This is a genomic window from Streptomyces sulfonofaciens (genome assembly GCF_014656295.1).
Taxonomy (GTDB): domain Bacteria; phylum Actinomycetota; class Actinomycetes; order Streptomycetales; family Streptomycetaceae; genus Streptomyces; species Streptomyces sulfonofaciens.
This window is the reverse complement of record NZ_BNCD01000015.1, coordinates 112828-139256: the sequence shown is the minus strand read 5'-3', so window position 1 is coordinate 139256 and position 26429 is coordinate 112828. Positions and strand designations below refer to the sequence as shown.

22 protein-coding genes are annotated in these 26429 nt (G+C 70.0%); 8 read left to right on the top strand and 14 right to left on the bottom strand.

What is annotated here, in order from left to right; translation table 11 throughout:
- The first annotated feature begins 67 nt into the window (after nucleotides 1–67).
- From dgoD to IE313_RS23595, 4 genes are all read left to right on the top strand, one after another.
- Nucleotides 68–1213, top strand: coding sequence for a galactonate dehydratase (dgoD, locus tag IE313_RS23610; protein ID WP_189935525.1), 1146 nt, complete (start codon nucleotides 68–70; stop codon nucleotides 1211–1213).
- A 97-nt stretch (nucleotides 1214–1310) separates the two neighbouring features.
- A complete protein-coding gene (locus tag IE313_RS23605) occupies nucleotides 1311–1931 on the top strand; it encodes a bifunctional 4-hydroxy-2-oxoglutarate aldolase/2-dehydro-3-deoxy-phosphogluconate aldolase (RefSeq protein WP_189935523.1) in 621 nt (206 codons plus the stop codon).
- Nucleotides 1928–2965 (top strand): sugar kinase, encoded by a 1038-nt coding sequence (locus IE313_RS23600; RefSeq protein WP_189935521.1) that lies wholly within the window; start codon nucleotides 1928–1930, stop codon nucleotides 2963–2965. Before IE313_RS23605 ends, IE313_RS23600 begins: the two co-directional genes overlap by 4 nt.
- Before the next feature lie 209 nt (nucleotides 2966–3174).
- Nucleotides 3175–3393 carry an FmdB family zinc ribbon protein gene (locus IE313_RS23595; RefSeq protein ID WP_189935519.1) on the top strand — a complete coding sequence of 73 codons (219 nt, stop codon included), beginning with the start codon at nucleotides 3175–3177 and terminating at the stop codon, nucleotides 3391–3393.
- Between the two features lie 26 nt (nucleotides 3394–3419).
- Here the strand turns inward: IE313_RS23595 and IE313_RS23590 are convergent, their stop codons facing one another.
- The 6 genes from IE313_RS23590 to IE313_RS23565 all read right to left on the bottom strand — a co-directional run bounded on the left by IE313_RS23590 (nucleotide 3420) and on the right by IE313_RS23565 (nucleotide 11486).
- Nucleotides 3420–4079 (bottom strand): O-methyltransferase, encoded by a 660-nt coding sequence (locus tag IE313_RS23590; RefSeq protein ID WP_189935517.1) that lies wholly within the window; start codon nucleotides 4077–4079, stop codon nucleotides 3420–3422.
- A gap of 9 nt (nucleotides 4080–4088) precedes the next feature.
- Nucleotides 4089–4736, bottom strand: a complete 648-nt coding sequence (locus IE313_RS23585) for a response regulator (protein ID WP_189935515.1) — start codon at nucleotides 4734–4736, stop codon at nucleotides 4089–4091.
- Nucleotides 4727–5869, bottom strand: a complete 1143-nt coding sequence (locus IE313_RS23580) for a sensor histidine kinase (protein ID WP_229924878.1) — start codon at nucleotides 5867–5869, stop codon at nucleotides 4727–4729. The genes IE313_RS23585 and IE313_RS23580 overlap by 10 nt, the downstream gene beginning before the upstream one ends.
- 455 nt (nucleotides 5870–6324) lie before the next feature.
- A complete protein-coding gene (locus IE313_RS23575) occupies nucleotides 6325–7167 on the bottom strand; it encodes an HAD family hydrolase (RefSeq protein WP_189935513.1) in 843 nt (280 codons plus the stop codon).
- Nucleotides 7164–9896: a phosphoribosyltransferase gene (locus IE313_RS23570; protein ID WP_189935511.1), complete on the bottom strand. Its 2733-nt coding sequence runs from the start codon at nucleotides 9894–9896 to the stop codon at nucleotides 7164–7166. The genes IE313_RS23575 and IE313_RS23570 overlap by 4 nt, the downstream gene beginning before the upstream one ends.
- 291 nt (nucleotides 9897–10187) lie before the next feature.
- Complete coding sequence (locus IE313_RS23565; protein ID WP_189935509.1) at nucleotides 10188–11486, bottom strand: HpcH/HpaI aldolase/citrate lyase family protein; 1299 nt, start codon at nucleotides 11484–11486, stop codon at nucleotides 10188–10190.
- Between the two features lie 212 nt (nucleotides 11487–11698).
- On the opposite strand from IE313_RS23565, the gene IE313_RS23560 reads away from it, so the two are divergent.
- On the top strand, nucleotides 11699–12601 hold the full coding sequence (locus IE313_RS23560) for a TerD family protein (RefSeq protein ID WP_189935508.1): 903 nt from the start codon (nucleotides 11699–11701) through the stop codon (nucleotides 12599–12601).
- A 78-nt stretch (nucleotides 12602–12679) separates the two neighbouring features.
- Here IE313_RS23560 and IE313_RS23555 read toward each other — a convergent pair whose 3' ends face one another.
- The 6 genes from IE313_RS23555 to IE313_RS23530 form a co-directional block, all read right to left on the bottom strand.
- Nucleotides 12680–13417 (bottom strand): TerD family protein, encoded by a 738-nt coding sequence (locus IE313_RS23555; protein ID WP_189935506.1) that lies wholly within the window; start codon nucleotides 13415–13417, stop codon nucleotides 12680–12682.
- Nucleotides 13418–13549: 132 nt separating this feature from the next.
- On the bottom strand, nucleotides 13550–14698 hold the full coding sequence (locus IE313_RS23550) for a DUF475 domain-containing protein (RefSeq protein ID WP_189935504.1): 1149 nt from the start codon (nucleotides 14696–14698) through the stop codon (nucleotides 13550–13552).
- A 70-nt stretch (nucleotides 14699–14768) separates the two neighbouring features.
- Nucleotides 14769–15344: a TerD family protein gene (locus tag IE313_RS23545; RefSeq protein ID WP_189935502.1), complete on the bottom strand. Its 576-nt coding sequence runs from the start codon at nucleotides 15342–15344 to the stop codon at nucleotides 14769–14771.
- Nucleotides 15345–15490: 146 nt separating this feature from the next.
- Nucleotides 15491–16066, bottom strand: coding sequence for a TerD family protein (locus tag IE313_RS23540; protein WP_189935500.1), 576 nt, complete (start codon nucleotides 16064–16066; stop codon nucleotides 15491–15493).
- Nucleotides 16067–16178: 112 nt separating this feature from the next.
- On the bottom strand, nucleotides 16179–16637 hold the full coding sequence (locus IE313_RS23535; protein WP_189935498.1) for a peroxiredoxin: 459 nt from the start codon (nucleotides 16635–16637) through the stop codon (nucleotides 16179–16181).
- Between the two features lie 519 nt (nucleotides 16638–17156).
- The gene (locus IE313_RS23530; protein WP_189935496.1) at nucleotides 17157–17594 is read right to left on the bottom strand and encodes a DUF3052 domain-containing protein; all 438 of its coding nucleotides are present in this window, start codon (nucleotides 17592–17594) and stop codon (nucleotides 17157–17159) included.
- Nucleotides 17595–18235: 641 nt separating this feature from the next.
- Between IE313_RS23530 and aceE the strand changes: the two genes are divergently transcribed.
- Nucleotides 18236–21019: a pyruvate dehydrogenase (acetyl-transferring), homodimeric type gene (aceE, locus tag IE313_RS23525; protein WP_189935494.1), complete on the top strand. Its 2784-nt coding sequence runs from the start codon at nucleotides 18236–18238 to the stop codon at nucleotides 21017–21019.
- A gap of 473 nt (nucleotides 21020–21492) precedes the next feature.
- Here the strand turns inward: aceE and IE313_RS35410 are convergent, their stop codons facing one another.
- Both IE313_RS35410 and IE313_RS23515 read right to left on the bottom strand, forming a co-directional pair.
- Nucleotides 21493–21897, bottom strand: a complete 405-nt coding sequence (locus tag IE313_RS35410) for a peptidase inhibitor family I36 protein (protein WP_373317048.1) — start codon at nucleotides 21895–21897, stop codon at nucleotides 21493–21495.
- 402 nt (nucleotides 21898–22299) lie between these two features.
- Nucleotides 22300–23922 (bottom strand): MFS transporter, encoded by a 1623-nt coding sequence (locus IE313_RS23515; RefSeq protein WP_189935490.1) that lies wholly within the window; start codon nucleotides 23920–23922, stop codon nucleotides 22300–22302.
- Between the two features lie 133 nt (nucleotides 23923–24055).
- On the opposite strand from IE313_RS23515, the gene IE313_RS23510 reads away from it, so the two are divergent.
- The gene (locus IE313_RS23510) at nucleotides 24056–24865 is read left to right on the top strand and encodes a TetR family transcriptional regulator (RefSeq protein ID WP_444546255.1); all 810 of its coding nucleotides are present in this window, start codon (nucleotides 24056–24058) and stop codon (nucleotides 24863–24865) included.
- 309 nt (nucleotides 24866–25174) lie between these two features.
- Entirely contained in the window at nucleotides 25175–26386 is a 1212-nt protein-coding gene (locus tag IE313_RS23505) for an alpha/beta hydrolase (RefSeq protein WP_189935488.1), read from the top strand.
- Nucleotides 26387–26429 lie beyond the last annotated feature (43 nt).

Sequence of the window (26429 nt, the reverse complement as noted above, 5' to 3'; positions counted from 1 at the left end):
CCGGGACGCACCAGCCGGCCGTCGGGGCCTCGGGGCCGAGTGCGCTCCTTCGGGAAGGGATCCCTCAGTGAAGATCACCCGTGTCGAGACCTTCCTGGCACCGCCCCGCTGGCTCTTCGCCCGGGTCGAGACCGATGAGGGGGTCGTCGGGTGGGGCGAGCCGGTCGTGGAGGGACGCGCGGAGGTGGTGCGGACGGCGGTGCAGGTGCTATCCGAGTACCTGATCGGGCAGGACCCACTGCGGATCGAGGACCACTGGCAGGTGATGACCAAGGGTGGCTTCTACCGAGGAGGTCCTGTCCTTTCGTCCGCCGTCGCCGGGCTGGATCAGGCGCTGTGGGACATCAAGGGCAAGACCTATGGGCAGCCGGTGCACCAGTTGCTCGGTGGCCCCGTCCGGGAGAGCGTCCGCGCCTACGCCTGGGTGGGTGGTGACGAGCCGGCGGAGATCCGTGAGGCGATAGCCGCTCAGACCGAGGCCGGATTCACCGCGGTGAAGATGAACGGCACCGGCCGTATGGGCCCGCTTGCCTCACGAGCCGATATTCGTGCCTGCGTCCTGCGGGCCGAGACCGCGCGGGAAGCGTTGGGCGACAGCAGGGACTTCGCCGTTGACTTCCATGGCCGCGTCTCCCCCGCCAATGCGCGCCGCCTGTTGCCGCTACTCACCGACTCCGCCCCTCTCTTCGTCGAGGAACCTGTTCTCCCCGCCCATCATCACGCCCTGTCCGACCTGGTGAGTGCCTCCAATATCCCTCTTGCTCTCGGTGAACGTCTCTTCGCTCGAGAGGAGTTCCTCGCTCCGCTTCAGGCCGGGGTCGCCGTGGTGCAGCCGGATATCTCGCACGCCGGTGGAATCTCCGAGCTCCGGCGCATCGCGGCGCTCGCGGAGGCGTACGGGGCTCAGATCGCGCCGCACTGCCCGCTGGGTCCAGTGGCCCTAGCGGCCAGCCTTCAGGTGGCCTTCACCACCCCGAACTTCCTGATCCAGGAGCAGTCGATCGGCATCCACTACAACAAGGCCGCCGAGTTGCTGGACTATGTCGCCGACCCCGAGCCGTTCCGCTTCGTCTCCGGTTCCCTGCTCCGCACCGACCGGCCCGGCCTGGGCGTGCAGGTGGACGAGGCGGCGATCCGCGCTGCGGACCGCAACGCGCATGCGTGGCGCAACCCGGTATGGCGTTTCGACGACGGGACCTTCGCCGAGTGGTGACCACGAGCGGAGTCCCCCGCCCTGCGGCCCGTCCCTCACCGTCCCGTCCCTCACGTTCCCGTGCACCAGGCTCTCCGACCGAGAAGGATGAAGCACTATGGATTTCATGACTGCCCTGCGGCAACAGCGGTTGGTCGCCATCGTCCGCGGCTCGGATGCCGAGGCGTCCTTCCAAACGGTCATGGCCCTGGCCGAGTCGGGCATTGCGCTGGTGGAGGTCTCACTCAGCGGTACAGGGGCTCTGGACGTCATCCGGCGCGCACGGGCGGAACTGGGCACCGACGCCTGGCTCGGTGCGGGAACCGTCCTCACCGCACAGGACGCGGAGCAGGCGGTGGACGCAGGCGCCAACCTGGTCGTGACCCCGGGGCTCGGTGCGGGTGTGCAGGAGGCACTGCGCCTGGGACTGCCGGTCGTCGCCGGTGTGCTGACGCCCACCGATGTGATCGCCGCACGCGCCGCCGGCGCAACCGCCCTCAAGATCTTTCCAGCGTCCACCGTCGGTGGTCCTTCCTATCTCAAGGCCCTGCAAGGCCCGTTTCCCGATGCGCCGTTCGTTCCGGTCGGCGGCGTGGACGTGTCCGCCGCCAAGGACTACCTGGCCTTGGGTGCCGCCGCCGTCGGCGTGGGGTCGCCGCTGGTGGGCGATGCCGCGGACGGTGGTGATCTGGCCGCGCTGCGCAAGCGGGCCGCGAACTTCAGGGCGGTCTGCAAATGACCGCACGGCAGGCGCCGGGCCCTGTCGTACCGGCCGCCACCGGAGACGACGTCCTCACCTTCGGCGAGACCATGGTCGCGCTGCGCGGCAGCGGCCCCCTGAAGCTGGGCGGCTCGATGGAGGTGTCCATTGCCGGGGCCGAGTCGAACGTCGCCATCGGTCTGGCCCGGTTGGGGCACCCGGTCCGGTGGGCGGGCGCGGTCGGCGACGACGAGGCGGGCGAACTGGTGCTGCGCACGCTCCGCGCCGAAGGCATCGACCTCTGCGACGTGGTACGCGACCCCGAGGCGCCGACCGGGCTGATCCTTTTCGAGCCCCGACTGCCCGACGTCACGCGCGTCCACTACTACCGCGCGGGCTCCGCCGGTTCGCGGCTCGACCCGGGCGCCCTGGAGCGTGCCTTCACCACGCGTGCCCCCCGGATCCTGCATCTGACCGGTATCACCCCCTCCCTGAGTCCTTCCGCCCTCGCTACGACCCGGCGCGCCCTGGAACTGGCCCGCGCACACGGCAGCCTGGTCTGCCTGGACGTCAACTTCCGCTCCCGCCTCTGGAGCGCCGAGTCGGCTTCCGCCTTCCTCAGCACCTGCGTTCCTTATGTAGATGTCCTCATCGCCTCCGACGACGAGCTGCCTCTGTGCCTGCCGCCGGAAGCGGGAGACGAGCACAGGCCCGCCGATGCCACCACCGGTACCGCGGCCGGTACCACGGATCTGGCGAAGCGGCTCCTCGCCCGGGGCATCGACGAGGTCGTGGTGAAGCTCGGCCCCGAAGGGGCCGTCTCACACACCGCCCATGGCGACCTCCACCGCCCCGCCCGCCCCGTACGGGCCGTGGACGCGGTGGGAGCCGGCGACGCATTCGTGGCGGGGTACCTCTCCGCGCTCCTGGACGGCGAGGACGCCGAGGCACGTCTGGATCGTGCCGTCACCACAGGTGCCTTCGCCGTCGCCTCCCACGGCGACTGGGAAGGCGCCCCCACCCGCAGCGAACTGCGCCTCCTCGCCAGCACGCCCGGTACGGTCGTGCGGTGACACGGCGGGCGTCCCGGGGTGGTGTCTCGCACAGCGCGGGCGGGACCCGGGTCAGCCCCTTCACCTGGAGACTCCGCGGGCTCCAGCCGATCGGCCACTGGCTGCGGCCCCCGGAGCCGGACCTCAGGAGTGGGATCTCCGTCAGCCCGGCGACCACGCTCCCGCGAGGTGCTCTGTCCCGGCGCGCCTTCGCCGGTTAACCTATGGTCATGCCTCGCTATGAGTACCGCTGCCGCAGCTGCGGCGACACATTCGAGCTGAACCGCCCGATGGCCGAGTCCTCGGCGCCGGCCACCTGCCCGGCCGGACACGACGACACGGTGAAGCTGCTGTCGACGGTAGCCGTCGGCGGCGCCGCCAGCCCCACGAGCAGTAACCGGGGCGGAGGCGGGGGCGGCGGCTGCTGCGGCGGGGGTTGCTGCGGCTGAGTCAGGCGGTCCGCCGCTGAGACAGCCTATTTCCTGCGGGCAAGCGTCAGCCCGTCCGCCACCGCCAGCATCACCGCCTCAACACGCTGGTCCTGCCGCACATGGTCGTTGAACTCCTTGATCGCTGCGGCATGCCCCTCGGCTTCCGGGTGGACGACCTCTCCGTGGAAGAAGACGTTGTCCACCACGAGAAGTCCACCCTGGCGTATACGAGGCACCAGCGCTTCCCAGTACGCGATGTAGTTGATCTTGTCAGCGTCGATGAAGGCCATATCGAACGCCTGCTCCTGCGGCAGGCTCTCCAGAGTCTGCCGCGCGTCACCGATGCGCAGGTCGATCCGGTCCGCTACCCCGGCCTTGGCCCACGCAGTGCGGGCGCGCTCGGTCCACTCCTCTGAGATGTCGCAGGTCAGCAGGGTGCCACCGGCAGGCAGAGCCTGGGCCATGGACAGCGCGGAAAGGCCCGTGAACGTTCCCACCTCGACGATCCGGCGGGCTCCCGTCAGGCGCACCAGAAACGCGAGAAGCGGTCCCTGTTCCTGTGCCACCTGCTTGCCCGCCACGAGAGGCAACTCGGTGTGCGTGACCTCGACGAGCATCCGCTGCACGGGGTCCAGCGGTGGATTGTGCCCGAGCATGTAGGAGTACAGCTCATCGGTCAGCCGAGTGCTGTTGTTCCTGGCCATTCGGCCTCCTTATTCGGTACCGAGATACCGCAGCACGGCGAGTACCCGGCGGGAGTAGCCCCTGCCGCCGGGCAGGTCGAGTTTGTCGAAGATGGCGTTGACGTGCTTCTCCACGGCGCTGAGGGAGATATGCAGTCGCTGTGCGACCGCGGCGTTGGTATGCCCCTGGGCCATCTCGGCCAGGACGCCCCGCTCCCGCTCGGTGAGGCGGTCCAGTGAGTCCTTGTGCGGGCTGCGCCCCAGCAGTTGCCGCACCACCTCCGAGTCGAAGGCCGCCTGCCCTTGGCCGACCCTGTCCAGGGCATCAAGGAACTCGTCGACCTGGACGACACGATCCTTCAGCAGATAACCGACCCCCTCCGACTCACCCGTGAGCAGCTCCGTCGCATATCTCTTCTCCACGTACTGTGACAGCACCAGAACACCCACGGCCGGCCATCGCTTCCGGATCTCCAAGGCCGCCCGCAGCCCCTCGTCGGTGTGGGTCGGCGGCATGCGCACATCGGCCACGACGACGTCCGGCACCTCGGTGGCCACCGCGTCGAGCAGCGCCTCCGCATCACCGACCGCGGCAAGGACCTCATGCCCTTCCTCGGCCAGCAGACGGAGCAGGCCCTCACGGAGCAGCGTGGAGTCCTCCGCCAGGATCAACCGCATGGCAGCTCCGCTCTGATCACCGTGGGCCCTCCGCCCGGACTGCTCACGTCGAAGTGTCCATCCAGCGCGGCCACACGACGAGCGAGCCCGATGAGGCCGCTGCCCCGGGGATCCGCGCCTCCTGAACCGTCATCTTCGACGCAGACCAGCAGGGATCCGTCCTTCTGCCCTTCGATCATGACTCTTATCCGGGTGGCCTGCGCATGCTTGACCGTGTTGGTGACCGCTTCCGAGACCACGAAGTAGGCAACCGCGGCGACCGGGCCCCGTGGCTCCTCCCTCACCTTGAAATCCAGGTCCACCCGCACGGCCGACCGCTCGGCCACGGTCTCCACGGCGGCTCTGAGCCCTGCCTCGTCGAGGGCCGTCGGATAGACCCGCCACGCCACCTCCCTCAGTTCGGTGAGCGCCTGCCGGCTCTGCTGATGGGCCTGGCCGAGAAGCTCGTCCATGTGTTTCCGGTCCTGACTGCGCAGGGCGCGGCCGAGCAGCATTCCCAATGCCACGAGCCGTTGCTGCACCCCGTCGTGCAGGTCCCTTTCGATACGGCGCCGCTCTTCGTGCACGGCCTCCACGATTCCGGCGCGGCTGGTGAAGAGCTGCTCGATACGGCGCCGCAGCTCGTCCTGCTGGCTGGGGCCCAGGAACCGCCGGGCAAGTCTCCGCTCCAGGGTGCCGACACCGATCGCCCCCTGCATCGCCATGAACAGCAGCAGGAGACCGGCGGCACTGGCCACGACCAGGTCAAGAGGGTGCCGCACGTCCGTCACCAGCCAGCCGATGATGAACGACAACGAGTATCCGCCGCCGATGAGCGCGCACAGCAGCACCACCGCGCCGAGCAGGCCCAGCGGCCAGCGCCACGCGAGATACGTGAGGGCGCGTTCATCCGTGTATGCGGAGGAGCACTTTATCCGCAGCCACGCTGAGAGCCTCGCCCGCTCACGCTCAGCGAGCCATCGACCGGCCGATCCCACCGACCGCAGCACCGCCTGCCGCCCCAGCGGCCAGGCCTGTACGAGCAGCAGGACCAGACCGGACAACAGCGTGAAGGCGAACTCGACGACTGCCGTGACAGCGCCGAGCACGATTCCGATGGCGAGTCTGAATCCGTTGCGTTCCTCTGCGTCCACGATCGATCACGCTAGCCGGGCGACGACGGCCGACGCATTGCGGAAAACCGCAGTTCTTGACTGCGGCCCACACCACCGAAACCGTGCGGTGGACCTCAATGCGCCGCCGGTCGAGGATTTCTAGCCTTGTCGGCATGATCGAGAAAAGCACACCACGCCTGTTCCACGCACCTCACAGGCTCGCCGACCGGAAAGCGGGCCGCGGCCGGCTCCGCCACCGACGCCGCGTTCTGCGCGGACACGGCCCGGCGGCTGTGCAGGCAGGACACGGGGGCCTGCCTCACGGGCATACCGCGCCCGGCAGGGTGATCCTCGCCCACGCAGCTGACGTACGAGCACAGGAAAGTGCGGTGCGCCCCGCAGACCGGCCCGGTACCCGATGTACCACCCGCCCGGGTGCGGGCGCGCGGATCCACACCGACCTCGCCGTCCGTTCCCTCCGAGCGGCTCGGGACTCATGCCGTCCGACGGACGAGTGCGTGCACGAAGCTTCGAAGGATCCGCTCGCCCGCTTCGACGCCCCTCTCGGGAAGAGCCGTGAGCTGGGGGACGCTCCATCCCGTCTCCGCAAGCTCGCCGTGGCCGGGCCGCCAGGCCAGATCCGCCGCGAGCAGCAGGTCCGCATCGAGCAGGGAGTCTCCGGCGGCGAGCACGAGGTCCGCGCCGGCCCTACGCGCGACCTCACGCACGGCGGCACTCTTGGTCAGAGGACTCGGCACGGCATAGATCTTGCGACCTTGCAGAGACACCTGCCATCCGCGGGGCTCCGCCCAGTCGGAGAGTTCCTTCACCCACTCGTCGGGGAGCAGCGACCGCTCGACGACGAGGTAGGCGAAAAGGTCTTCCGCGACTCGTTCCTTGAGCACCCAGGCCGGGTCGGCGGTGCGCACCAGATGGGATCGGATCTCTTCCAGTGGCGCCGAGTGCATGGCGAGCCGGGCGGTGACCTGCCGGTGCCATCCGCTGTCCGAGACACCGTCGACCAGCAGATGGCCTCCGTTGGCACAGATCGCAAACCGGGGAGCAGGCCCCGGCAGGTGGATCCGTGCGTACTGCTCACGGCTGCGGGTCGTGGTGGGGACGAAGACCGAAGCGCGGGTGAGCTCCTCAAGCAGTACAGCCGCGGCCTGGGTCATGTACGAGAGCGGCTTGCCCTCGTAGACCTCGACACACAGCAGCCGCGGCGCCTCCGCGTCGGGCATGCGCAGGGCCAGTGCCGGGGCGGAATAGATGAGCGTGCGATCGAGATCGCTGGCAACGAGGACGGTGCTGCCGGTGGGCGTGGCCGTCGCGTTCATGGACCGACCACCGCCCGGCCGTCGGCTCCGGTGGCGCCGCGGGTGAAGCGCGGGTGGATCAGTCCGACACAGATGTAGGGAAGGTCGTCCGCTTCCTCGATGGGAACGCCTCGCTGTTCCGCGAGCAAGCGAATGTGATCGAGGTCGGTTCCGGTTCCGCGACGCGCGAGGACCCTCCAGGGCACCCGGCGCAGAAGTACTCGGGTGGTCTCACCAACTCCCGGTTTGACGAGGTTCACATCATGAATGCCGTATGCCTTGCTGATCCGCTCGACGGCGGCCCAGCCCTCCCAGGTGGGGGCCCGGTCGGCGGACAGAATCTGCTGCACGCGCCGGTCGACCGCGTCGCCGCTCTCGTCGAAGCGCGCGGAGACGGCGTCCAGGAAGTCGTGGGACACATCGGCGGAGGACAGCTCGCGGTAGAACTTGGCGCCGTGGAAGTCGTCCGGCCCCACGAGGTCTGCGCGGAGCACGGTGCGCGAGACCAGCCCGGAGACCGTCGAGTTGAGGCAGGCCGAGGGAATGAGGAAGTCCTCCCGGGTGCCGTAGGTTCGCACGCAGGAGCCGGGGTCGGCGAGCACCGCGACCTGCGGGTCGAAGACGATCCCGTCGCTCTCCCTGAACGCGTCGAGTGCCTCGGCGAGTTCACGGGTGATGGCGCCCTTGCCGGTCCAGCCGTCGACGAAGACGACGTCCGACGGATCGTGGTGGGCGGCAAGCCAGCGCAGGGCATTGGCGTCGATGCCTCGACCGCGCACGATGGAGACGGCGTAGTGCGGCAGATCCAGGCCGTGGCGGTGCCGGGCCCAGCGCCGCATCAGGATTCCGACCGGGGTGCCCGCGCGGGCGAGCGACACCAGTACGGGACGCCGAGGGGGCCCGCCTCTTCGCCCGTTTCCCCGCCCCCCTCGGGCCGGAAGCTCGGCGAGCACGGTCTCGGTGACGGTGCCGACCGCCTCGGCGATCCGGGCGGCCGAGCCTCCAAGCGCCGCATGGAACAACTGCTGGTAGGCGGCGCTCGGCTGGTACTCGACGGGCAGCGACTCCGCGTAGTGGGCGCCGCCCTGCTGAATGGCCTCCTCGCGTTCTTCGGTCGGGGCCTCAAGTTCCGTGTCGGAAAGGTCCTGGAGAAGCCATCCGACCTCGTCGGGCGCGTACGAGGAGAAGTCCGGGCCCCGCAGTGGCTCCGGCAGCGCGGAGAGTGTTCCGGCACGGAACGCCGGAGCCGGAGGCGAGGTTGCGGTTGCGGTTGCGGTTGCGGTTGCGGTCAGCGTCGGGACGTAGGAGGGGATGACGACCAGCAGGACGTGCGGGGTGTGGGTGGCGAGCTGGGCCAGGAGCCCATGGGTGGCGTGCAGGGCCGGGGTGTCGGCGGCCGAGTCGACGACGGCCACCACGGCGTCGAAGCCCGCTCCGGCGACGTTGTACGCGTACCGCTCGCCCGGGCCGTCGTCCGGGTTGTCGTGGGCGGGGAAGACAAGACGGCTGCGGATGGCGTAGCCGGGGTCGTCGACCGCCAGGACCGGAGAGCGGGTGGTGGTGGAGAAGCGGATGTCGGCGTGGAGGTGTGCCTGGAGGGCGACGGCCAGCCTGAGCGGGGCGTACATCAGTTCCTCGAAACCGAGGACGAGGACGCGCGGACGCGGCGAAGCGGTCCGGCTCCCCCGCGGCTCCGCCTTCGCCCGGGCTTCGGCCGCTCCGAGGACATCTCCCGCCGGCCCGGCTCCACGCGGGTCTCCTCCAAAGGCATCCTCCAGCGCACCGGCCAGGCGCCTCGCCATCCGGGGCAGCGCGGCTTCCAGTGCGGTGCGGTGGCGAGGGCTGAAGCCGTGCCGGCCACCGTCCGGAACATCGCCCGGCCACTCCAGGTCGACCCGGACGACGCCTTCTGTCCCCAGTACGGTCCCGTCACGCCCCGTCGTCCCGTCGCCGCGCACCAGGCCGGTGCCGGACAACTCCCGATCGTCCGAGCCGGCCCCCGTGCCTCCCGGGGCCTCGTCGGCCCCACGCGCCGCCCCGTCCCGCTCAGGCGTCTCATGCCGGGCGACAAGGGCCCGGCCCGCCTCCAGTACGCCGTCAGGAAGAAGCACGGTGCCGCGGGCCGCGGCGATCAGATCCACTCGGGCGTCGATCTCCCGGGCGAAGTGGGCGAGTTGCACCCGGTCCTGCGGGGATCGCATGTCCACAAGGGCGACGATCATGTACCGGGTCCTGGGGAAGCGCTGGTGGAGGGCGCGCATGGTGTTCAGGACGGTATTGCCCGTCGAGAACTCGTCGTCGACGAGCACCAAGGGACCATCGCCCGCCAGGAGGGCGGGATCCTCGGGGAGCAGCAGGTGCGAGGTGGCGTGCGAGTGTGCTTCTTCGAATCCGCCCGCGCTTGCGAGGCCGGGCACGGAGCGGCGCGTCGAGTGCAGGTACGGGGCCAGGGCCAGGCCGTCCGCCACGGAGTGGCCGAGCCCGGTGGCCGTCTCCGCGTAGCCGAGGACCACCGCCCGCCGGGCCTCGTCCTCGCCGAGAAGATCGCGTACACGCAGTCCGAGCTCGTAGCCGTGCCGCCAGACGACGGTGGGGTCCTGGGGGACGTGCTTGCCCAGGACGTTCGAGACCAGCAGATGCGCCCGCTTGGGGTTGCGCCGCACCGCGAGCCCGAGGAGTTCCCTCAGCCGTGCGGTGGAGGGATCGGGGTCCGCCCCGACCCCCGGCAGCTCGCCCACTGCCCGCTCCACGCCATCCGCACCCGCACCCGCACCCGCACCCGCACCCGCACCCGCACCCGCACCCGCAACATCGCAGGTGGGACGCCCATGGCTGCCGACTCCCGTGCGACGGCCGGCCCGGATGCCGCCGTCAGGTCCAAGGGCACCGTCAGCTCCCACCCCGCCGTCAGCTCCCACGGCGCCGCGGGCTCGGACGCCGCCCCGGTCCGCCAGGGCATCCTCAGCGCCCACAAGCCGTATCCCGAGCCGCTCCGCGACCCATCTTCCCGACCACACCACGGTGTTCATCCGTCCCTGGGTTCAGCCGGCGAGACCGGCGGTGAGCAGTTCCACGAAGCCGACGTTCTCCTTGGCCACACCGAAGACCTCGGCGCGCTGGACGGTGCGCTCGGCCCAGGCGCGGTGCGGCTTCACCTCGTTCATCTTGTTGGTGTACGTGGACCGCAGGACGCCTCCTCCCTCCGGGCCGGAGCGCAGGATGTCCTGGGCGTCGCTGAACTCCTCGTGGCTGACGACGGACAGAGCGTGCACGGGCAGCACATGCGAGGGGTGGATACAGGTCTTGCCCACCAGGCCGTTGGCGCGGTCGAGTGCGACCTCGCGGAGCAGGCCGTCCAGGTCGTGCTCGATGAGGGCGGTGCGAAGGTTCTCGGCGCGGCCGAGGAAGGGGCTCTGGCGGAGCTGGGGCTTGAACATGCGTTCCTGGAGGCGGAAGTACTCCCAGACGGGTCCGGTGACGGTGAAGCCGGTGCCGTCGGCGCGGCCCAGCATATTGACGACGTCGCCGATCACCGCGGCCACGATCTGTACGTCGTAGGCGGTCATGTCCGGGGGCCGCCGCAGGCCGTAGGCGGAGCAGAAGTCGGTGACGCCGAGCCGCAGGGCGAGTACGCGGTCACGGTATTTGTCGACGGTGCGGGCGATTCCGATCAGGGTCTCGGCGCGGGTTTCCAGGTGCAGGAGTTCAGGTGATTCGAGCACCGGCATGGCGAAGAGCCGCCGTTCGCTGGCGGACTCGGCGGAGGCCAGCGCCTCCAGGAAGGGGGCACCCGTCTCCTCCGTGAATTTGGGCAGCACGAATCCGGAGAGCAGCCGCACGGCGGGGCCGAGGCGGTGTACAAGATCGGATATCTGGTCGGGGGTGCGAACACGGATGAAGAGCAGCGGCAGATCGGCGTCCGGGGTGCCACGGGCGGACCCGGCCAGACGGGCCGACCCCGGGGACGGGGCGTCGTCGCCCGAGCGGGAGCCTCCTGGAGTGCGCCTCGTGCCGGGGGCCGCGGGTGCTCCGGGAGCCGGGGTACCGGTGTCCGCCGAGCGTACCCACAGGGCCCTGAGCTGTTGGATCACGTTCTCCTCAGCAGCGTCGACCTCTGCGTCGTCGATGGAGTCCTCCAGGCAGAGCACCATCGAGATCACGCCATGCCTGGTCTGCTTGATGATGTCGTCGGCCAGCCGGGGCCGTGTGGCGGGACTGTAGAGGGTCGCGCCAAGCGCCATGGCCAGGACGGGAGCCGGGGCTTCGGCGGTGAAATGCCGCGGTTGCCTGTGGAAGAGATGCTCACGCATCTCCGGGGCAATGTGCCCGAAGTGACGCATAGGAGTTCCCCGTATCGCCAAGGCTTGTCGACGTAATGTGGCCGGTAATAGTACGTAGGGGCACCTGTCAAGGGTTCCCGTAGCTCAGGAAAATCAGGTAACCCTGCCGTATCCCCGCTCTTCGGGGGTCTCATGTACAAGGGCTCGGCACCCTTCGGGCGACCTCGGGCCCCGCGTTGTCCTCACCGGAACCGAGCAGGCAGGATGACCGTATGACACAGGCGATGCTGAAGGGGTCGAACGTTCCGCTGGAGGCCCCGGCGGTCCGTGCCGTACTGCGCTGGACGCCGGGGCGGAGTGTTCCCGATGTCGATGCCTCCGCATTGCTGTTGGGTTCCGATGGACGAGTGAGGTCCGACGAGGACTTCGTCTTCTACAACCAGCCCCGCCACCCCTCGGGTGCGGTCTGGCGGCTGGGCAAGAAGCGGGATGCCGAGGGGCTGACCGACACCATTCAGACCGACCTCACCGGCGTGGCCCCCGAAGTGCACCGGGTGCTGCTGGTGGCGTCCACGGACGATGTCGCCTTCGACCGCGTGCAGAGCCTTCGCATACTTCTCTACGACGCCACCTCCCCCGCCGGTGAGCCGTTGGCCTACTTCGACGTCACACCCGAGACCGGCTCCGAGACGGCGTTGATCTGCGGTGAGCTGTATCGGCGGCAAGACGCGTGGAAGTTCCGGGCGTTGGGCGAGGGATACGCGAACGGCCTGGTGGGACTCGCGACCGACTACGGGATCTCCGTGGACGAGTCGGAGGCCGCAGCCGATGCGGCTGTGCAGGAGCCCGCGCCGCCACCGCAGCCGGCCACCGCCGCGACCTCCTCCGTGCCGCCGCCCGCCTACGGCTATCCACCCGCTGCCGCCACCCAGGCGCCTGCCGCTCCCGGCTACGGCTATCCGCCGGCCGCGCCCACCCAGGCACCCGCGGTGCCGGCCATGCCCGCGGTTCCCGCGGCCCCGGCCTACGGTTACCCCGGTCCTCCGCCGGTGGCCGCGCCCACCCAGGCCGTGCCGCCCGGTCCGGCGCCCGCGTACGGCTACCCGCAGCCGGTGGGCGGGCATGAGGCGGCGTTCACGCTGCCGCCGCAGGGCCCGCAGTTCGTGTCCCGTTGACGGACGGCAGGACGGAACGGTGCCGGGGGCACACGGCCGTGCTCCCGCCCGGTGCGGACGATCGGGCCTTGGGCGGGGTCAGCGTCCGGTCTTGGACTTGTAGCCGCGCCCCCATTGGAGTCCCCAGCCGTACAGGCGGTCGAGTTCGGCCTGGAAGCCGTAGACGAACTTCACCTCGCGGCGCACGATCAGTTCGTCCTTGACCTTGTCGACGGAGAAGACGGCGCAGGAGCGGGCCTGCGGTGCCCGTTCGTCGAGGCCGATCTCGATGCGCGGGCCGTTGCTCGGGTAGAGGGTGACCACGGCGTGGGTGCGGTCGAAGGCCGGTGTCTGGTCGTAGATGTAGACGAACACCAGGAGCCGCTTGATCTCCTCGCGGTGGTCGAGGTTGATGAAGATGGTCTCGCCGGAGCCGGAGCCGAAACGGTCGTCGCCGCTGAGCTTGATGTAGGGCGGGGCGTTCAGCTCGCCGAAGAAGTCACCGAGCGGCTGGACGACGCCCTTGGTGCCGTCGGAGAGTTCGTAGAGGCAGCCCAGGTCGAGGTCGACGTTGACCATGCTCTGTGTGTGCGCCTGCACCACATCGGGCTTGAACAGCTTGGACGGGTGCCGCAGCAGGCCGCCGTGTTCCGGGCTGCCGAAGTCGGACGTCCGCATGCGCCAGGAGAGGTTGACGCGGAGGTTGCCGCTGGCCGCGCCCTGTTTGCTCAGCGACACCGCCGAGTGGCGCTTGGTGAGTTCGATGGAGTTGCTCGCCGCGCTGCCCGACTCGAACTGTGTCGCGCGTCCGCGCCAGAGACCGTCCCAGAAGGACATGCCGCCCCCAATGCCCTGAATGATCCATGCGGGAACCCTGACCGGGGGCGGGCATGAGGGTGATGCCTCATGACCGCCCCGCAGTGAGCGTTCCTCACTCCGCCTGCTGTCACACCGGTGGAACCGGTCGAGTCAGACCCCGGACGACACTTCGGCCGCGTCATCCGAGGTCGCGTCTTTTCCCTCGGCCGCTGCCAGAGCGCGGTTACGGCGCACGGACGACCAGAACGACCAGGCGATGAGGATGACGCCGACCAGGCCGGTGATGACCTCGTTGATCTGGTACTGGATCGTCACGAGCAGGAGCACCGCCAGCGCGCCGATCGCGTAGTGCGCGCCGTGCTCCAGGTAGACGTAGTCGTCGAGGGTGCCCTGGCGGACCAGGAAGACGGTCAGGGAGCGGACGTACAGGGCGCCGATGCCGAGGCCCAGCGCCATCAGGACGATGTCGTTGGTGATGGCGAAGGCGCCGATGACGCCGTCGAACGAGAAGGAGGCGTCCAGGACCTCCAGGTAGAGGAACATGAAGAAGGCGGCCTTGCCGGCCAGCTTCACCGCGTCCACCTTGGTCCCGGTGCGCTTGGCCTTCTCCTCGGCCTCCGCCTCGCGTTCCTCCTCTTCCTCCAGCCGGTCCTCGAAGAAGCCTGAGAGACCTCCCACGATCATGTAGGTGATCAGGCCCGCCACGCCGGAGATCAGCACGGTCTGGCCCTTGTCGGCATGCATGCCGCCGTGCTGGTGCGCATGGGCGGCGACGGTCATGGAGGCGATGAGGAGCACCACGAGGGAGATGCAGACCGCGAGCATGTCGACCTTGCCGAGCTTGGCCAGCGGGCGCTCGATCCAGCGCAGCCACTGGATGTCCCGGTCCTCGAATATGAAGTCGAGGAAGATCATCAGCAGGAACATCCCGCCGAAGGCGGCGATCGCCGGGTGGGCGTCGGTCACCAGGTGCTGGTAGCGGTCCTTGTCCGTCAGGGCGAGGTTGACCGCGTCGATCGGACTGAGCTTCGCCGTGATGGCGACGATCACGACGGGGAAGATCAGGCGCATCCCGAAGACCGCGATCAGCACGCCCACGGTGAGGAAGATCTTCTGCCAGAAGGCGTTCATCTTCTTCAGGACACCGGCGTTGACCACCGCGTTGTCGAACGACAGGGAGATCTCCAGGACGGACAGGATCGCCACGATCCCGAATGCCTGCCAGCCACCGTAGATCACGGCCACGGCCAAGCCGAGCACGGTGATCGCAAAGGACCAGCCGAAGGTTTTCAGAACCACTTGCTACCCAATCGTGAGGATCCCCCCGGACGGAGTCTGGGGGACGTTCTCCCCCGCGCCGTACCCGGCTTTACGAAACATTGACCCCGAAGTCTAGAGCGATACCCCGCAAGCCGGACGCATACCCCTGGCCGACCGCGCGGAACTTCCACTCACCCTGGTACCTGTACACCTCGCCGAAGATCATCGCGGTCTCCGCCGAGGCGTCCTCCGAGAGGTCGTAGCGGGCGAGTTCCTGGCCGTCCGACTGGTTGACCACGCGGATGAAGGCGTTGCTGACCTGGCCGAAGGTCTGGCCGCGGTTGTCCGCCTCGTGGATCGACACCGGGAACACGATCTTGTCGCAGGTCGCCGGGACCAGGGAGAGGTCGATCAGGATGGACTCGTCGTCGCCGTCGCCCTCACCGGTGAGGTTGTCGCCGGTGTGCTCCACGGAGCCCTCGGGGCTCTTGAGGTTGTTGTAGAAGACGAACCACTCGTCGCCGAGGACGCGGCCGCCGCTGCAGAGCAGGGCGCTGGCGTCCAGGTCGAAGGGGGCTCCGGTGGTGGAGCGTGCGTCCCAGCCGAGCCCGACCATCACCTGTGTGAGGTTGGGTGCGGCCTTGGAGAGGGAGACGTTGCCTCCCTTGGCGAGCGTGACGCCCATGATCGTGGTCCTCCCCGAGTGATGGAACTGCACTGAGCACGTCCGGCGCCGCACGCGGTGGTGCGACGCCGGACGGACGAGCTGACGTCTGGTGTTTCCGTGCGCTCCGGCCGCCAAACGCAGTCGGCTCCCGGGCGCCGGGGCGGTCAGACGTTGACGCCGAAGTCCTGCGCGATGCCGCGCAGACCCGAGGCATAGCCCTGGCCGATGGCGCGGAACTTCCACTCGGCGCCATGGCGGTAGAGCTCACCGAAGACCATGGCGGTCTCGGTCGAGGCGTCCTCCGAGAGGTCGTACCGGGCGATCTCCTGCTGGTTGGCCTGGTTGACCACGCGGATGAAGGCGTTGCGCACCTGGCCGAAGGACTGCTGGCGGTTGTCGGCGTCGTAGATCGAGACCGGAAAGACGATCTTGTCGACGTCGGCCGGCACCCCGGCGAGGTTCACCTTGATCTGCTCGTCGTCACCCTCGCCCTCACCCGTGAGGTTGTCGCCGGTGTGCTCCACCGAGCCGTCCGGGCTCTTGAGGTTGTTGAAGAAGACGAAGTTCTGGTCACTGCTGACCTTGCCCTCCGTGTTCGTCAGTATGGCGCTGGCGTCCAGGTCGAAGTCCGTACCCGTGGTGGTACGCACGTCCCAGCCCAGCCCGACCGTGACGGCGGTCAGGCCCGGTGCCTCCTTGGTCAGCGATACGTTGCCGCCCTTGCTGAGGCTGACTCCCACGAGTCCTCCCATTGGTTTCAGGGGCGGGGAGCCCCGTCGTGCACTGGCATCGGATCAACGTGTGGATCCTAGTGACGGGTTCCCGGCCGCCGCAGACCTTGACGCCCTGGATTCACAGTGTGTCGAGAGCCCGGATGTACTCGTTGAGGTCGCGGGCGTCCGGGAGGGCGTTCACCACCGTCCAGCGCACCACACCCTCCTTGTCGATGATGAAGGTGCCGCGCACGGCGCAGCCCTTCTCCTCGTCGAAGACCCCGTACGCGCGCGAGGCCTCGCCGTGCGGCCAGAAGTCGGACAGCAGGGGGTAGGAGAGGCCCTCCTTCTCGGCGAAGACGCGCAGGGTGAAGGGCGAGTCGTTGGAGACGGCGAGCAACTGGACGTCGTCATTGACGAACGTCGGCAGCTCGTCGCGGATGGCGCACAGCTCGCCGGTGCACACACCCGTGAAAGCGAACGGGTAGAACAGCAGCACCACGTTCTTCTCTCCGCGGAAGTCGGAGAGGCGCACGGTCTCGCCGTGCTGGTTCTTCAGCTCGAAGTCCGGGGCCTTGGTGCCGACCTCGATCGCCATGATCACGCTTTCCTTCCCTGGGGTGGTTGGGGGCCACCAGACTACGCAGTGATCGCCGCCCGCCGGGACGGGTTCCGGCATGCCTCCGCCCGCGGTCCGGCAGGGCCCTGCCCGGTGGCCCGGCTGCCCGGTGGCTTCGTGGCCCGGTACGGCAGTGGCCGCGGGCCACTCGCCGCACGAGGCTCGGGGCCGGTGATCGGGTACCGGTCGGCCGTGGCTGCTCGCGCAGGTCCCCCGCGCCGCTACCGGGGCGCCCCCGGCCCGGAAAAGGCCCCCGCAGCCCGGGAACGGGACCCCGCAGCCCGGGAACGGAGCCGGACGCCCAGAGGGGTCGAAGCACAGGTCAAAGCCTGGCCACGCTCCGTGACCGAGGCGCGGGCAGCCGGTGTCACCGGCCTGCGGGAGCCGGGCATGCGCGAGGCCCCCGCCGGGGCCGGAGCCGGCAGGGGCCTCAAGGTACGCCCGTGGAAGAAGCGGCTGCGCCCGCGCAACGAGCGGCGCCCGGGGCCGGGGCGCCGCTCAGCGCTTCTTGGCCGCCGCCTTCGGCGTGACCAGACGGCTACCGCTCCAGTCCTTGCCGGCGGCGATGCTCTTCGTCTGTGACAGACCCGCGGTCTGCGCGGCCTCGTTGATGTCGCTGGGTTCGACGTAGCCGTCGCGGCCGGTCTTGGGCGTCATCAACCAGACCGGGGAGCCCTCGTCGATCAGCGTGGTGGCGTCGACCAGCGCGTCCGTCAGGTCGCCGTCGTCCTCTCGGAACCACAGCACCACGGCATCGGCGACGTCGTCGTACTCCTCGTCGACGAGCTCGCTGCCGATGTTCTCCTCAATGGCCTCGCGGAGCTCCTGGTCGACGTCGTCGTCGTAGCCGATCTCCTGGACCACCTGCCCGGGCTGGAAACCCAGCCTGGCGGCAGGGTTGGTCCGCTCCTCCGCGTGGTCCGCGGTCGCGCTCACGGATTGCCTCCTGATCATGTTCGGACAGTGTATGCAGCGTATTCGGGTATTTCAGCCACGCGCGTGCGCGAAGCGTTGGCCGTAGTCCACACGGGCGGGACCGATCGCGCAAGTACCCGGCCGTGGAGACCGCCGAAACGGTGACGTTCCGGGGCGCCTCGTCGCAACTCCACGCACCTCACCACCGTAGTCGGTGCAGGCACTACATCGATACACCCGATATGCCTGCCCTGCACCCCTCCAGGATGCCTCGGCTGTCGAACGGTTTTACGAAACGGCTGCGGCAGGCGGGCGTATCGTTGCGGTGTGGCGGGCGAGGCGGGACCCCTGCGCGAGGAGCGTGACGGGTGCCGAGCGACAGGCTTCGGACAGGGGCCAGGGCCGGCCTTGACGGAGCGCGACCGCACAGCGCGGCCGCCCGGATCCGCCCGGGCGCGGCACCCACCGCCCGGCACCGCGGTCGCGGCGGGCACGAAAGCAGCGGGTTACCCGTCGGTAGAGATGACGCGCCCGTCCCCTAGGTACACGATGGACTGCGGCGAACACCAGCGAAGTGCCGGCACAGACGACCCGGCCGGGCCACCCGGACGGTGCGCACAGCGTTCATGAACCGAACAGCGTCTCGAAAGTGAAGGAACAGCGTGGTTTCCGGATCCGATCGCAACCCGATCATCATTGGCGGTCTGCCCAGCCAGGTCCCGGACTTCGACCCCGAGGAGACCCAGGAGTGGCTCGACTCCCTGGACGCCGCCGTCGACGAACGGGGCCGTGAGCGCGCCCGTTATCTGATGCTCCGGCTGATCGAGCGGGCCCGCGAACGGCATGTGGCCGTGCCCGAGATGCGCAGCTCGGACTACGTGAACACGATCGCCACCAAGGACGAGCCGTTCTTCCCCGGCAACGAGGAGATCGAACGCAAGATCCTCAACGCGACCCGCTGGAACGCGGCCGTGATGGTCTCGCGCGCCCAGCGCCCCGGCATCGGGGTGGGCGGCCACATCGCCACCTTCGCCTCCTCCGCCTCGCTCTACGACGTGGGCTTCAACCACTTCTTCCGCGGCAAGGACGGGGACACCTCGCGGTCCGGCGGCGCGGAGAGCACAGGGGGGAGGGGCGGCGACCAGATCTTCTTCCAGGGGCATGCGTCGCCGGGCATCTACGCGCGCGCCTATCTGCTCGACCGCCTCACCGAGGACCAGCTCGACGGTTTCCGCCAGGAGAAGTCGAAGGCGCCCAACGGCCTGTCCAGCTATCCGCACCCGCGGCTGATGCCGGACTTCTGGGAGTTCCCGACCGTCTCCATGGGCCTGGGGCCGCTCGGCGCGATCTTCCAGGCCCGGATGAACCGCTACATGCAGGCGCGCGGCATCGCCGACACCTCCGGCTCCCACGTCTGGGCCTTCCTGGGCGACGGCGAGATGGACGAGCCGGAATCGCTCGGTCAGCTCTCGATCGCGGCGCGTGAGGGGCTCGACAACCTGACCTTCGTCGTCAACTGCAACCTCCAGCGGCTCGACGGCCCGGTGCGCGGCAACGGCAAGATCATCCAGGAGCTCGAATCGCAGTTCAGGGGCGCCGGCTGGAACGTCATCAAACTGGTGTGGGACCGCTCCTGGGACCCGCTGCTGGCCCAGGACCGCGACGGCATCCTCGTCAACAGGCTGAACAACACCCCGGACGGCCAGTTCCAGACCTACGCGACGGAGACCGGCTCCTACATCCGCCGGCACTTCTTCGGGGACGACCAGCGGCTGCGTGCCATGGTCGAGAACATGACCGACGACCAGATCCTGCACCTGGGCCGCGGCGGCCACGACCACCGGAAGATCTACGCGGCCTTCTCCGCCGCCAAGGCGCACAAGGGCCAGCCGACCGTGATCCTGGCGCAGACGGTCAAGGGCTGGACGCTCGGCCCGAACTTCGAGGGCCGCAACGCCACCCACCAGATGAAGAAGCTGACGGTCGACGACCTGAAGCGGTTCCGTGACCGGCTGCACCTGCCGATCAGCGACCGGCGGCTCCAGGAGGGCCCGCCGCCGTACTACCACCCCGGGCGGGACTCGGAGGAGATCCAGTACATGCACGACCGCCGCAGGGCGCTGGGCGGCTACGTACCGACCCGGGTCGTGCGGTCCAAGCCCCTTCGGCTGCCGGGCGACAAGACGTACGCGACCGTGAAGAAGGGCTCCGGCCACCAGTCCATCGCCACCACCATGGCGTTCGTCAGGCTGCTCAAGGACCTGATGCGGGACAAGGAGATCGGCAAGCGCTTCGTCCTGATCGCGCCGGACGAGTACCGCACCTTCGGCATGGACTCCTTCTTCCCGAGCGCGAAGATCTACAACCCGCTCGGACAGCAGTACGAGTCGGTGGACCGTGAGCTGCTGCTCGCCTACAAGGAGTCGCCGACCGGCCAGATGCTGCACGACGGGATCTCGGAGGCCGGCTGCACGGCCTCGCTGATCGCGGCGGGCTCGGCGTACGCGACGCACGGCGAGCCGCTGATCCCGGTGTACGTCTTCTACTCGATGTTCGGGTTCCAGCGCACCGGTGACCAGTTCTGGCAGATGTCCGACCAGCTCGCGCGGGGATTCGTCCTGGGCGCGACCGCCGGCCGTACGACCCTGACCGGTGAGGGGCTCCAGCACGCCGACGGCCACTCGCAGCTACTGGCCTCCACCAACCCGGCGTGCGTCGCCTACGACCCGGCCTACGGCTACGAGATCGCGCACATCGTCCAGGACGGCCTGCGGCGGATGTACGGCGGGTCGCAGGAGCATCCGCACGGCGAGGACGTCTTCTACTACCTGACCGTGTACAACGAGCCGATCCAGCACCCCGCCGAGCCCGAGGGCGTGGACGTGGAGGGCATCCTCAAGGGCGTGTACCGGCTCAGTGCGGGCGACCAGGGCAGCGTTCCCGCCCAGGTGCTGGCCTCCGGGGTGGCGGTGCCCTGGGCGCTGGAGGCGCAGCGGATCCTCGCCGCGGACTGGGACGTCAGGGCGGACGTCTGGTCGGCCACGTCCTGGAACGAGCTGCGCCGTGAAGCCGTCGAGGTGGAGCAGCACAACCTGCTGCACCCCGACGAGGAGCCGCGTGTTCCTTATGTCACCCGGAAGTTCCAGGGCGCGCAGGGGCCGTTCGTGGCGGTCTCGGACTGGATGCGGTCCGTGCCGGACCAGATCGCCCGCTGGGTGCCCGGGCGCTACCAGTCGCTCGGCGCGGACGGTTTCGGCTTCGCCGACACCCGCGGCGCGGCCCGTCGTTTCTTCCACATCGACGCGCAGTCCATCGTGGTCGCGGTGCTCTCCGAGCTGGCGGCGGAGGGCAAGGTGGATCGGTCCGTGCTGAAGAAGGCGATCGACCGGTACCAGTTGCTGGACGCCTCCGCGGCGGATCCGGGGGTTGCCGGGGGTGACGCGTAGGGCGTACCTCCCGCGGGCCGCGGCCGGCTCGACCGCGCGGTGCCCGGCGGCCGGCCCCGCGGCCCGGCCCCGGGCAGCCCGGCGGGCCGGTGGCCCGGTCGACACCGTGAGCGCGTCCCCGCCCGCCGGTGGGCTCCTCGGCCCGCACGGGTGCGGGTGGGCGCGACGGTGGCCGGGCGCGGGCGCGTCTCGCTGGTCGCGCGGTCCCCCGGCCCCTGCCCGTGCCCCTGTCCCCGCCCCTGCCCGGGTGCGGGGAGGCCGGTGTGGGCCGGTTGGTTCCGTGGGTGTGTCGGGGGGGCGCCGTACGATCCGGCCCGGGCCGTGACCTCGTCCGGACACGTGACCGGGGGTTCAGCGCACGGTGGCCCCGCCCGTCATCACTTCCGCTCCCGGGCGGGCCGGTCCTCGGCACCTGCAGGCGGTCGGTGCCGACGACCTGCCCTGCCCGGGCTTGTCGATGCGTGTACCCCGCCTCACCGCTCCCAGACCTTGAAGGCGCGGACGAGATACGGGGATTGCGGAACCCAGGTCCCGCCGCCCGGGTAGGTCTCGAACTCGCCGGTCTCCGCGCACTCCTTGGACTGGTAGGTGGTGACGGGCCGTCCGGTGCGGTTGGCGAGGGCCTGGGCGGTCGTGCCCTTCGGCAGCGGGACACAGCTCTCGATGGGGACGCCGGACAGTTCGTACACGTGCCGGGCCCCCTTGAACTGCTGCTCCTCCCACAGGCAGAGCTGCCCCGCGGCGCACTGCCCGCTCGCCGGGTCGGCGGCGGCCCCGACCGGCACGGCGAACGCCACCACCGCCGCTGTCGCCACCACCGCCGCCGTCGCCACCAGTGCCACGGCCGCCAGCACCGACACGCCCGCCGTCACGCGCACCACGGCCCGCCCGGCACCGTGCCCGCCCCGCCCCCGTCCGCCCTCGGGCACCTGTCCGCCGTCGTACCCTTGCCCACCGTCGCGCGCCCGTGCGGCGCCGGTTGCCCCGCTCCGCCCGATCGCCCCGCGCGCCGCGCCGCACGGCGCCGTCCCGCGCGCCGTCCCGCGCGCCGGGCCCGCGCCTCGCGCGCCCCACGTCCGGCCCGTCTTCCGCGCCTGGCCCGGCCGATGGCCCTGCTGCCTCTCGTCCATCCGCAACACCCCCGTGTCGTACCGTTCGTCTGCCGGCACCCTGACCCGCAACCACCGTCCGACAAAAGGGGGTCGGGGCACATGCCACCCTGATAGGGGAAAACCACGGCTTGTGCCCACGACCGGTGCGCCCCGCTCCGGGGCCCGTGCTCAGATGTGGCCGGCGCCCATGCCCGCCTCCGCGTTGCTGCCGCGCTTGGTGAGCACGGCGACCAGGGCGGCGACCACGGCGACGATCCCGGCGACCGTGAAGGCGAGCCCCATGCCCGAGATGAAGGTGTCGTGGATGACGCCGCTGATCCTGGCCAGGACCTGCGGGGTCATGCCCTCGGCGGCGGCCACCTGCTTGGGCACGATGCCGACGGTGGCGGCCTTGTCCAGCCCGGGGGGCGGAACGGCGGGGAGGCCGGCGGCCTTCCAGTTGGCCGCGAGGTCCCCGCTGACCTTGTTCGACATCACGGCGCCGAGGACCGCGGTGCCGAGGCTGCCGCCGACCTGCATGGCCGCCTGCTGCAACCCGCCCGCGACCCCGGAGAGCTCCAGGGGCGCGTTGCCGACGATGACCTCGGTGGCGCCCACCATCACGGGCGCGAGGCCGAGACCGAGCAGGGCGAACCAGAGGGACATCGGCAGCGTGCCCGTCCCGGTCGACAGGGTGGTCATGCCGAACATGGCCACGGCGGTGCACACCATGCCGCCCACCAGCGGGACCCGCGGGCCGAGCTTGGTGATGAGGGCGCCGGCGAGCGGTGAGGACACGATCATCATGCCGGTCAGCGGCAGCAGGTGCAGACCGCTGTCGACCGGGCTCATGCCGTGCACGTTCTGCAGGTAGAAGGTGACGAAGAACAGGCCGCCCATGAAGGCGAAGGCCATCAGCACCATGAGGACCGTACCCGCGGAGAGCGGGACGGAGCGGAACATGCCGAGGGGTATGAGCGGCTCGGCGACCCGGGTCTCCCAGAAGGCGAAGACGGCGAAGAGCACCACGGAGGCGGCCAGGAACGACAGGGTCCTGCCACTCCCCCAGCCCCAGGCGTCACCGGCCTTGATGAGTGCCCAGATGAGCGAGAACATCGCGGCCGACAGCAGGACGATGCCCGGCATGTCGAAGGAGCGCGGGGCGTTTTGCGCACGGTGGTCCTTGAGGATGAGCAGGCCGAGGACCAGCGCGACGACGCCCACCGGGACGTTGATGAAGAAGACGGACTGCCAACTGACGTGCTCGACGAGCACGCCGCCGAGTATCGGTCCGCCGGCGGTCGAGGCACCGATGACCATGCCCCAGATGCCGATCGCCATGTTGAGCTTCTCGGCCGGGAAGGTGGCGCGCAGCAGGCCGAGGGCCGCAGGCATCAGCAGTGCGCCGAACAGGCCCTGCAGGACGCGGAACGCGATCACCAGGGCGACGCTGCTCGAAAGGCCGATGGCCCCCGAGGCGACCGCGAAGCCGGCGACGCCGATCAGGAAGGTCTGCCGGTGGCCGAACCGGTCGCCCAGCTTGCCCGCCGTGATGAGCGACACGGCGAGGGCGAGAAGATAGCCATTGGTAATCCACTGGACATCAGCGAGCGAGGCGTTGAGGTCATCCTGGATCGCGGGGTTGGCAATGGCCACGATGGTGCCGTCCAGGGCCACCATCATGACGCCGATCGCGACGGAGAAGAGCGTCAGCCAGGGGTGGCCGCGCAGCCCCTTGGTCTGAGGCGGTACGAACGTGACCGACGCCTCATCGGCAGGGTCCGTCGTGTCGACGGTGGTCTGACTAGTCATACTCGGAGGCTAATGTCAGGCGCTGACAGTTGACAAACCAATTCACAAGCCGGTAACTGTCAGGTTGCTCACAGCTAAGCTGAACAGGCAGGAGAGGCAAGCCAGGCGAACCTGACAGAGCCCGAGATATCACGTGAAAGAGGCACATGGCGTGACGGCGCCCCATCCAGGACTGCGCGAACGCAAGAAGCAGCGCACCCGCGAGGCGCTGCTGCGCGCGGCGCTCGAACTCTTCGTCAGCCAGGGGTACGAGCAGACCACCGTCGACGAGATCGCCGAGGCCGTCGACGTCTCGCAGCGCACCTTCTTCCGGTACTTCGCGGGCAAGGAGGATGCCGCGTTCGCCGTCCAGGCCATGACGGAGTCGCACTTCGTCCGCGCGCTGCGGGCCCGGCCCGCGGACGAGCCCCCGCTGGAGGCGCTGCGCCGTGCCGTGCTCGAATCGTGGGACACCATCGGCGACGCCGTCGAGCAGGCCGTGCCGGTGGAGCTGCACGTGCGCACCTACCAGTTGATCGAGTCCACGCCCGCCCTGCTCGCCGTCCACCTGCGCCGCTCCGCCCATCTGGAGGAGGAACTGGCGCGCGTGGTCGCGGACCGCGAGGGACTGGACGTGGCGTCCGACCCGCGCCCGAGGATCGCCGTCGCCGCGTTCTGCGGGGTGATGCGCGTCACGGGACGACTGTGGGGAACGGGCGGCGACAGCAGCATCGCGTCCCTGCGCACGCTCACCGAGTCCTACCTGGACCACGTGGGCCCGGCGCTGGCCGCCAACTGGCAGGGCAGAGCCGGCGCGGCCCGGGAGACGACGGCCCCCGCACTCAAGGCCGCGCCTCCGACCCGCGACACGGCGGCCACGACCCGCGACACGACGGCGTCCGCCCGGCACACGGCGGCCTCCGGCGCCGCCGCACCCCAGCGGCGCGACTCCCACCCGCACTGACGTCCGCGCCCACACCCGGACGAGCCCCGAACCCGCACCGCGGCAGACCACGCCACCGGCCCGGCGGCAGACCACGCACCCCGCCGGCGGACCAGGCCCGCACCGCCGGGCACCGGACAGCACAGGGCGCTGAGGCCGGCGCGGGACCGGCCGGCAGTCCGCCCGGCGGTCCGTACCGGACTTCGTCCCTACATAATGTGAACACATGACAGCACTTGTGTCCGCTTTTGGCCTAATTACCACGCCGAAAACGTGAAGTCCCTCACCCGTTGCACGGCTTTCAGCCCGGGTCTCCTAGGGTGTCCCGCAGTGACTTCCTTCGACACCTCTCCCCAACTCAACGCGTGGCGCGCACTCCTCGCGCTGGCCGTCGTGTTCATCATGCTGGCCACCACCGGATGGACCGCGGTGCACCAGCACCGGGAAGCCGCCTCGCCCGTCGACGCGGCGAGATCGGCCTGGAGCAAGGGCTGGATCGAAGGGCACCGGCTGCCCGACCCCACCGGGCCGCCCGCCGCGCTGGCACGCTTCTTCGCCTCGCTCACCGCCCAGCAGCGCCACCGGCTCGCCGCCCGCTACCCGCTCGCCGTCGGCAACATGAACGGCGCGCCGGTGGGCCTGCGCTACACCGCCAACCGCCACGCCCTCCAGGCGGCCCGTCAGGTCGAGCGGCGCCGTATGCACGACAACCGTCTCTCACCGGACGGACAGCAGGACGCGAGACGGCTCATGCAGCGCTACGAGTCGCTGCTGCTGCCGGACCGGCAGGTGCTGGCCTTCGACCCGATGGGCTCCGGGCGGATCGCCGAGGTGATGGGGAACCTCGCCGCCGCCCGCCGGGTGTCGGTGGTGGTGCCGGGCGTCGACACCGACGTGCTCACCTTCCAGCGCACGGACCACCGGTACACCGCGCCGGTCGGCATGGCGGACGCCCTCTACGACGCCGAGCGCAGCGCGGCACCCCGCGCCCGTACCGCCGTGATCGCCTGGGCCGACTACACGGCCCCGAGCGGCATCGGGGTGGACGCGGCCACCGCCGGGCGCGCCGAGGACGGTGCGGTCCGGCTCAACGCCCTGCTCGAAGCGCTGCCCGGGCGTTCTTCCGTGGCGCTGTACTGCCACAGCTACGGCTCCGTGCTGTGCGGGGTCGCGGCCCGCCGCCTGCCGGAGCGGGTCACGGACATCGCGGTATCCGGCAGCCCTGGGATGCGTGCGTCACACGCCTCGCAACTGGGCACCGACGCCAGGATCTGGGCCATGCGGGACAGCGACGACTGGATCCGGGACGTGCCCAACCTGGAGGTGGGCGGGCTCGGGCACGGGGCCGACCCCGTCTCCTCGGGCTTCGGGGCGCGGGTGCTGTCGGCGGACGGCGCCCGCGGGCACGCGGGTTACTTCGCGCCCGGCACCGACAGCCTCGCCAACTTCGCCGAGATCGGCGTTGGCGCATATCGCGCGGTGCGCTGTGCCCACGAGGTCGTGACCTGCCGAAGCGGTTTGCCTGGCACGGCGCCTGCCTGACGCGCGTAGAAGGAGAGAAATCCAGGCTCGTCGCGGGAGGCGA

Coding starts and splice junctions, on each gene's coding strand:
- IE313_RS23565 (WP_189935509.1), bottom strand. CDS start 11,486: ATGCGTCACTTCGGGCACATTGCCCCGGAGATGCGTGAGCATCTCTTC.
- IE313_RS23590 (WP_189935517.1), bottom strand. CDS start 4,079: ATGGCCAGGAACAACAGCACTCGGCTGACCGATGAGCTGTACTCCTAC.
- IE313_RS23600 (WP_189935521.1), top strand. CDS start 1,928: ATGACCGCACGGCAGGCGCCGGGCCCTGTCGTACCGGCCGCCACCGGA.
- IE313_RS23575 (WP_189935513.1), bottom strand. CDS start 7,167: ATGAACGCGACGGCCACGCCCACCGGCAGCACCGTCCTCGTTGCCAGC.
- IE313_RS23585 (WP_189935515.1), bottom strand. CDS start 4,736: ATGCGGTTGATCCTGGCGGAGGACTCCACGCTGCTCCGTGAGGGCCTG.
- IE313_RS23535 (WP_189935498.1), bottom strand. CDS start 16,637: ATGGCGATCGAGGTCGGCACCAAGGCCCCGGACTTCGAGCTGAAGAAC.
- IE313_RS23555 (WP_189935506.1), bottom strand. CDS start 13,417: ATGTCCTTCTGGGACGGTCTCTGGCGCGGACGCGCGACACAGTTCGAG.
- IE313_RS23515 (WP_189935490.1), bottom strand. CDS start 23,922: ATGACTAGTCAGACCACCGTCGACACGACGGACCCTGCCGATGAGGCG.
- IE313_RS23545 (WP_189935502.1), bottom strand. CDS start 15,344: ATGGGCGTCACGCTCGCCAAGGGAGGCAACGTCTCCCTCTCCAAGGCC.
- IE313_RS23595 (WP_189935519.1), top strand. CDS start 3,175: ATGCCTCGCTATGAGTACCGCTGCCGCAGCTGCGGCGACACATTCGAG.
- IE313_RS23560 (WP_189935508.1), top strand. CDS start 11,699: ATGACACAGGCGATGCTGAAGGGGTCGAACGTTCCGCTGGAGGCCCCG.
- IE313_RS23605 (WP_189935523.1), top strand. CDS start 1,311: ATGGATTTCATGACTGCCCTGCGGCAACAGCGGTTGGTCGCCATCGTC.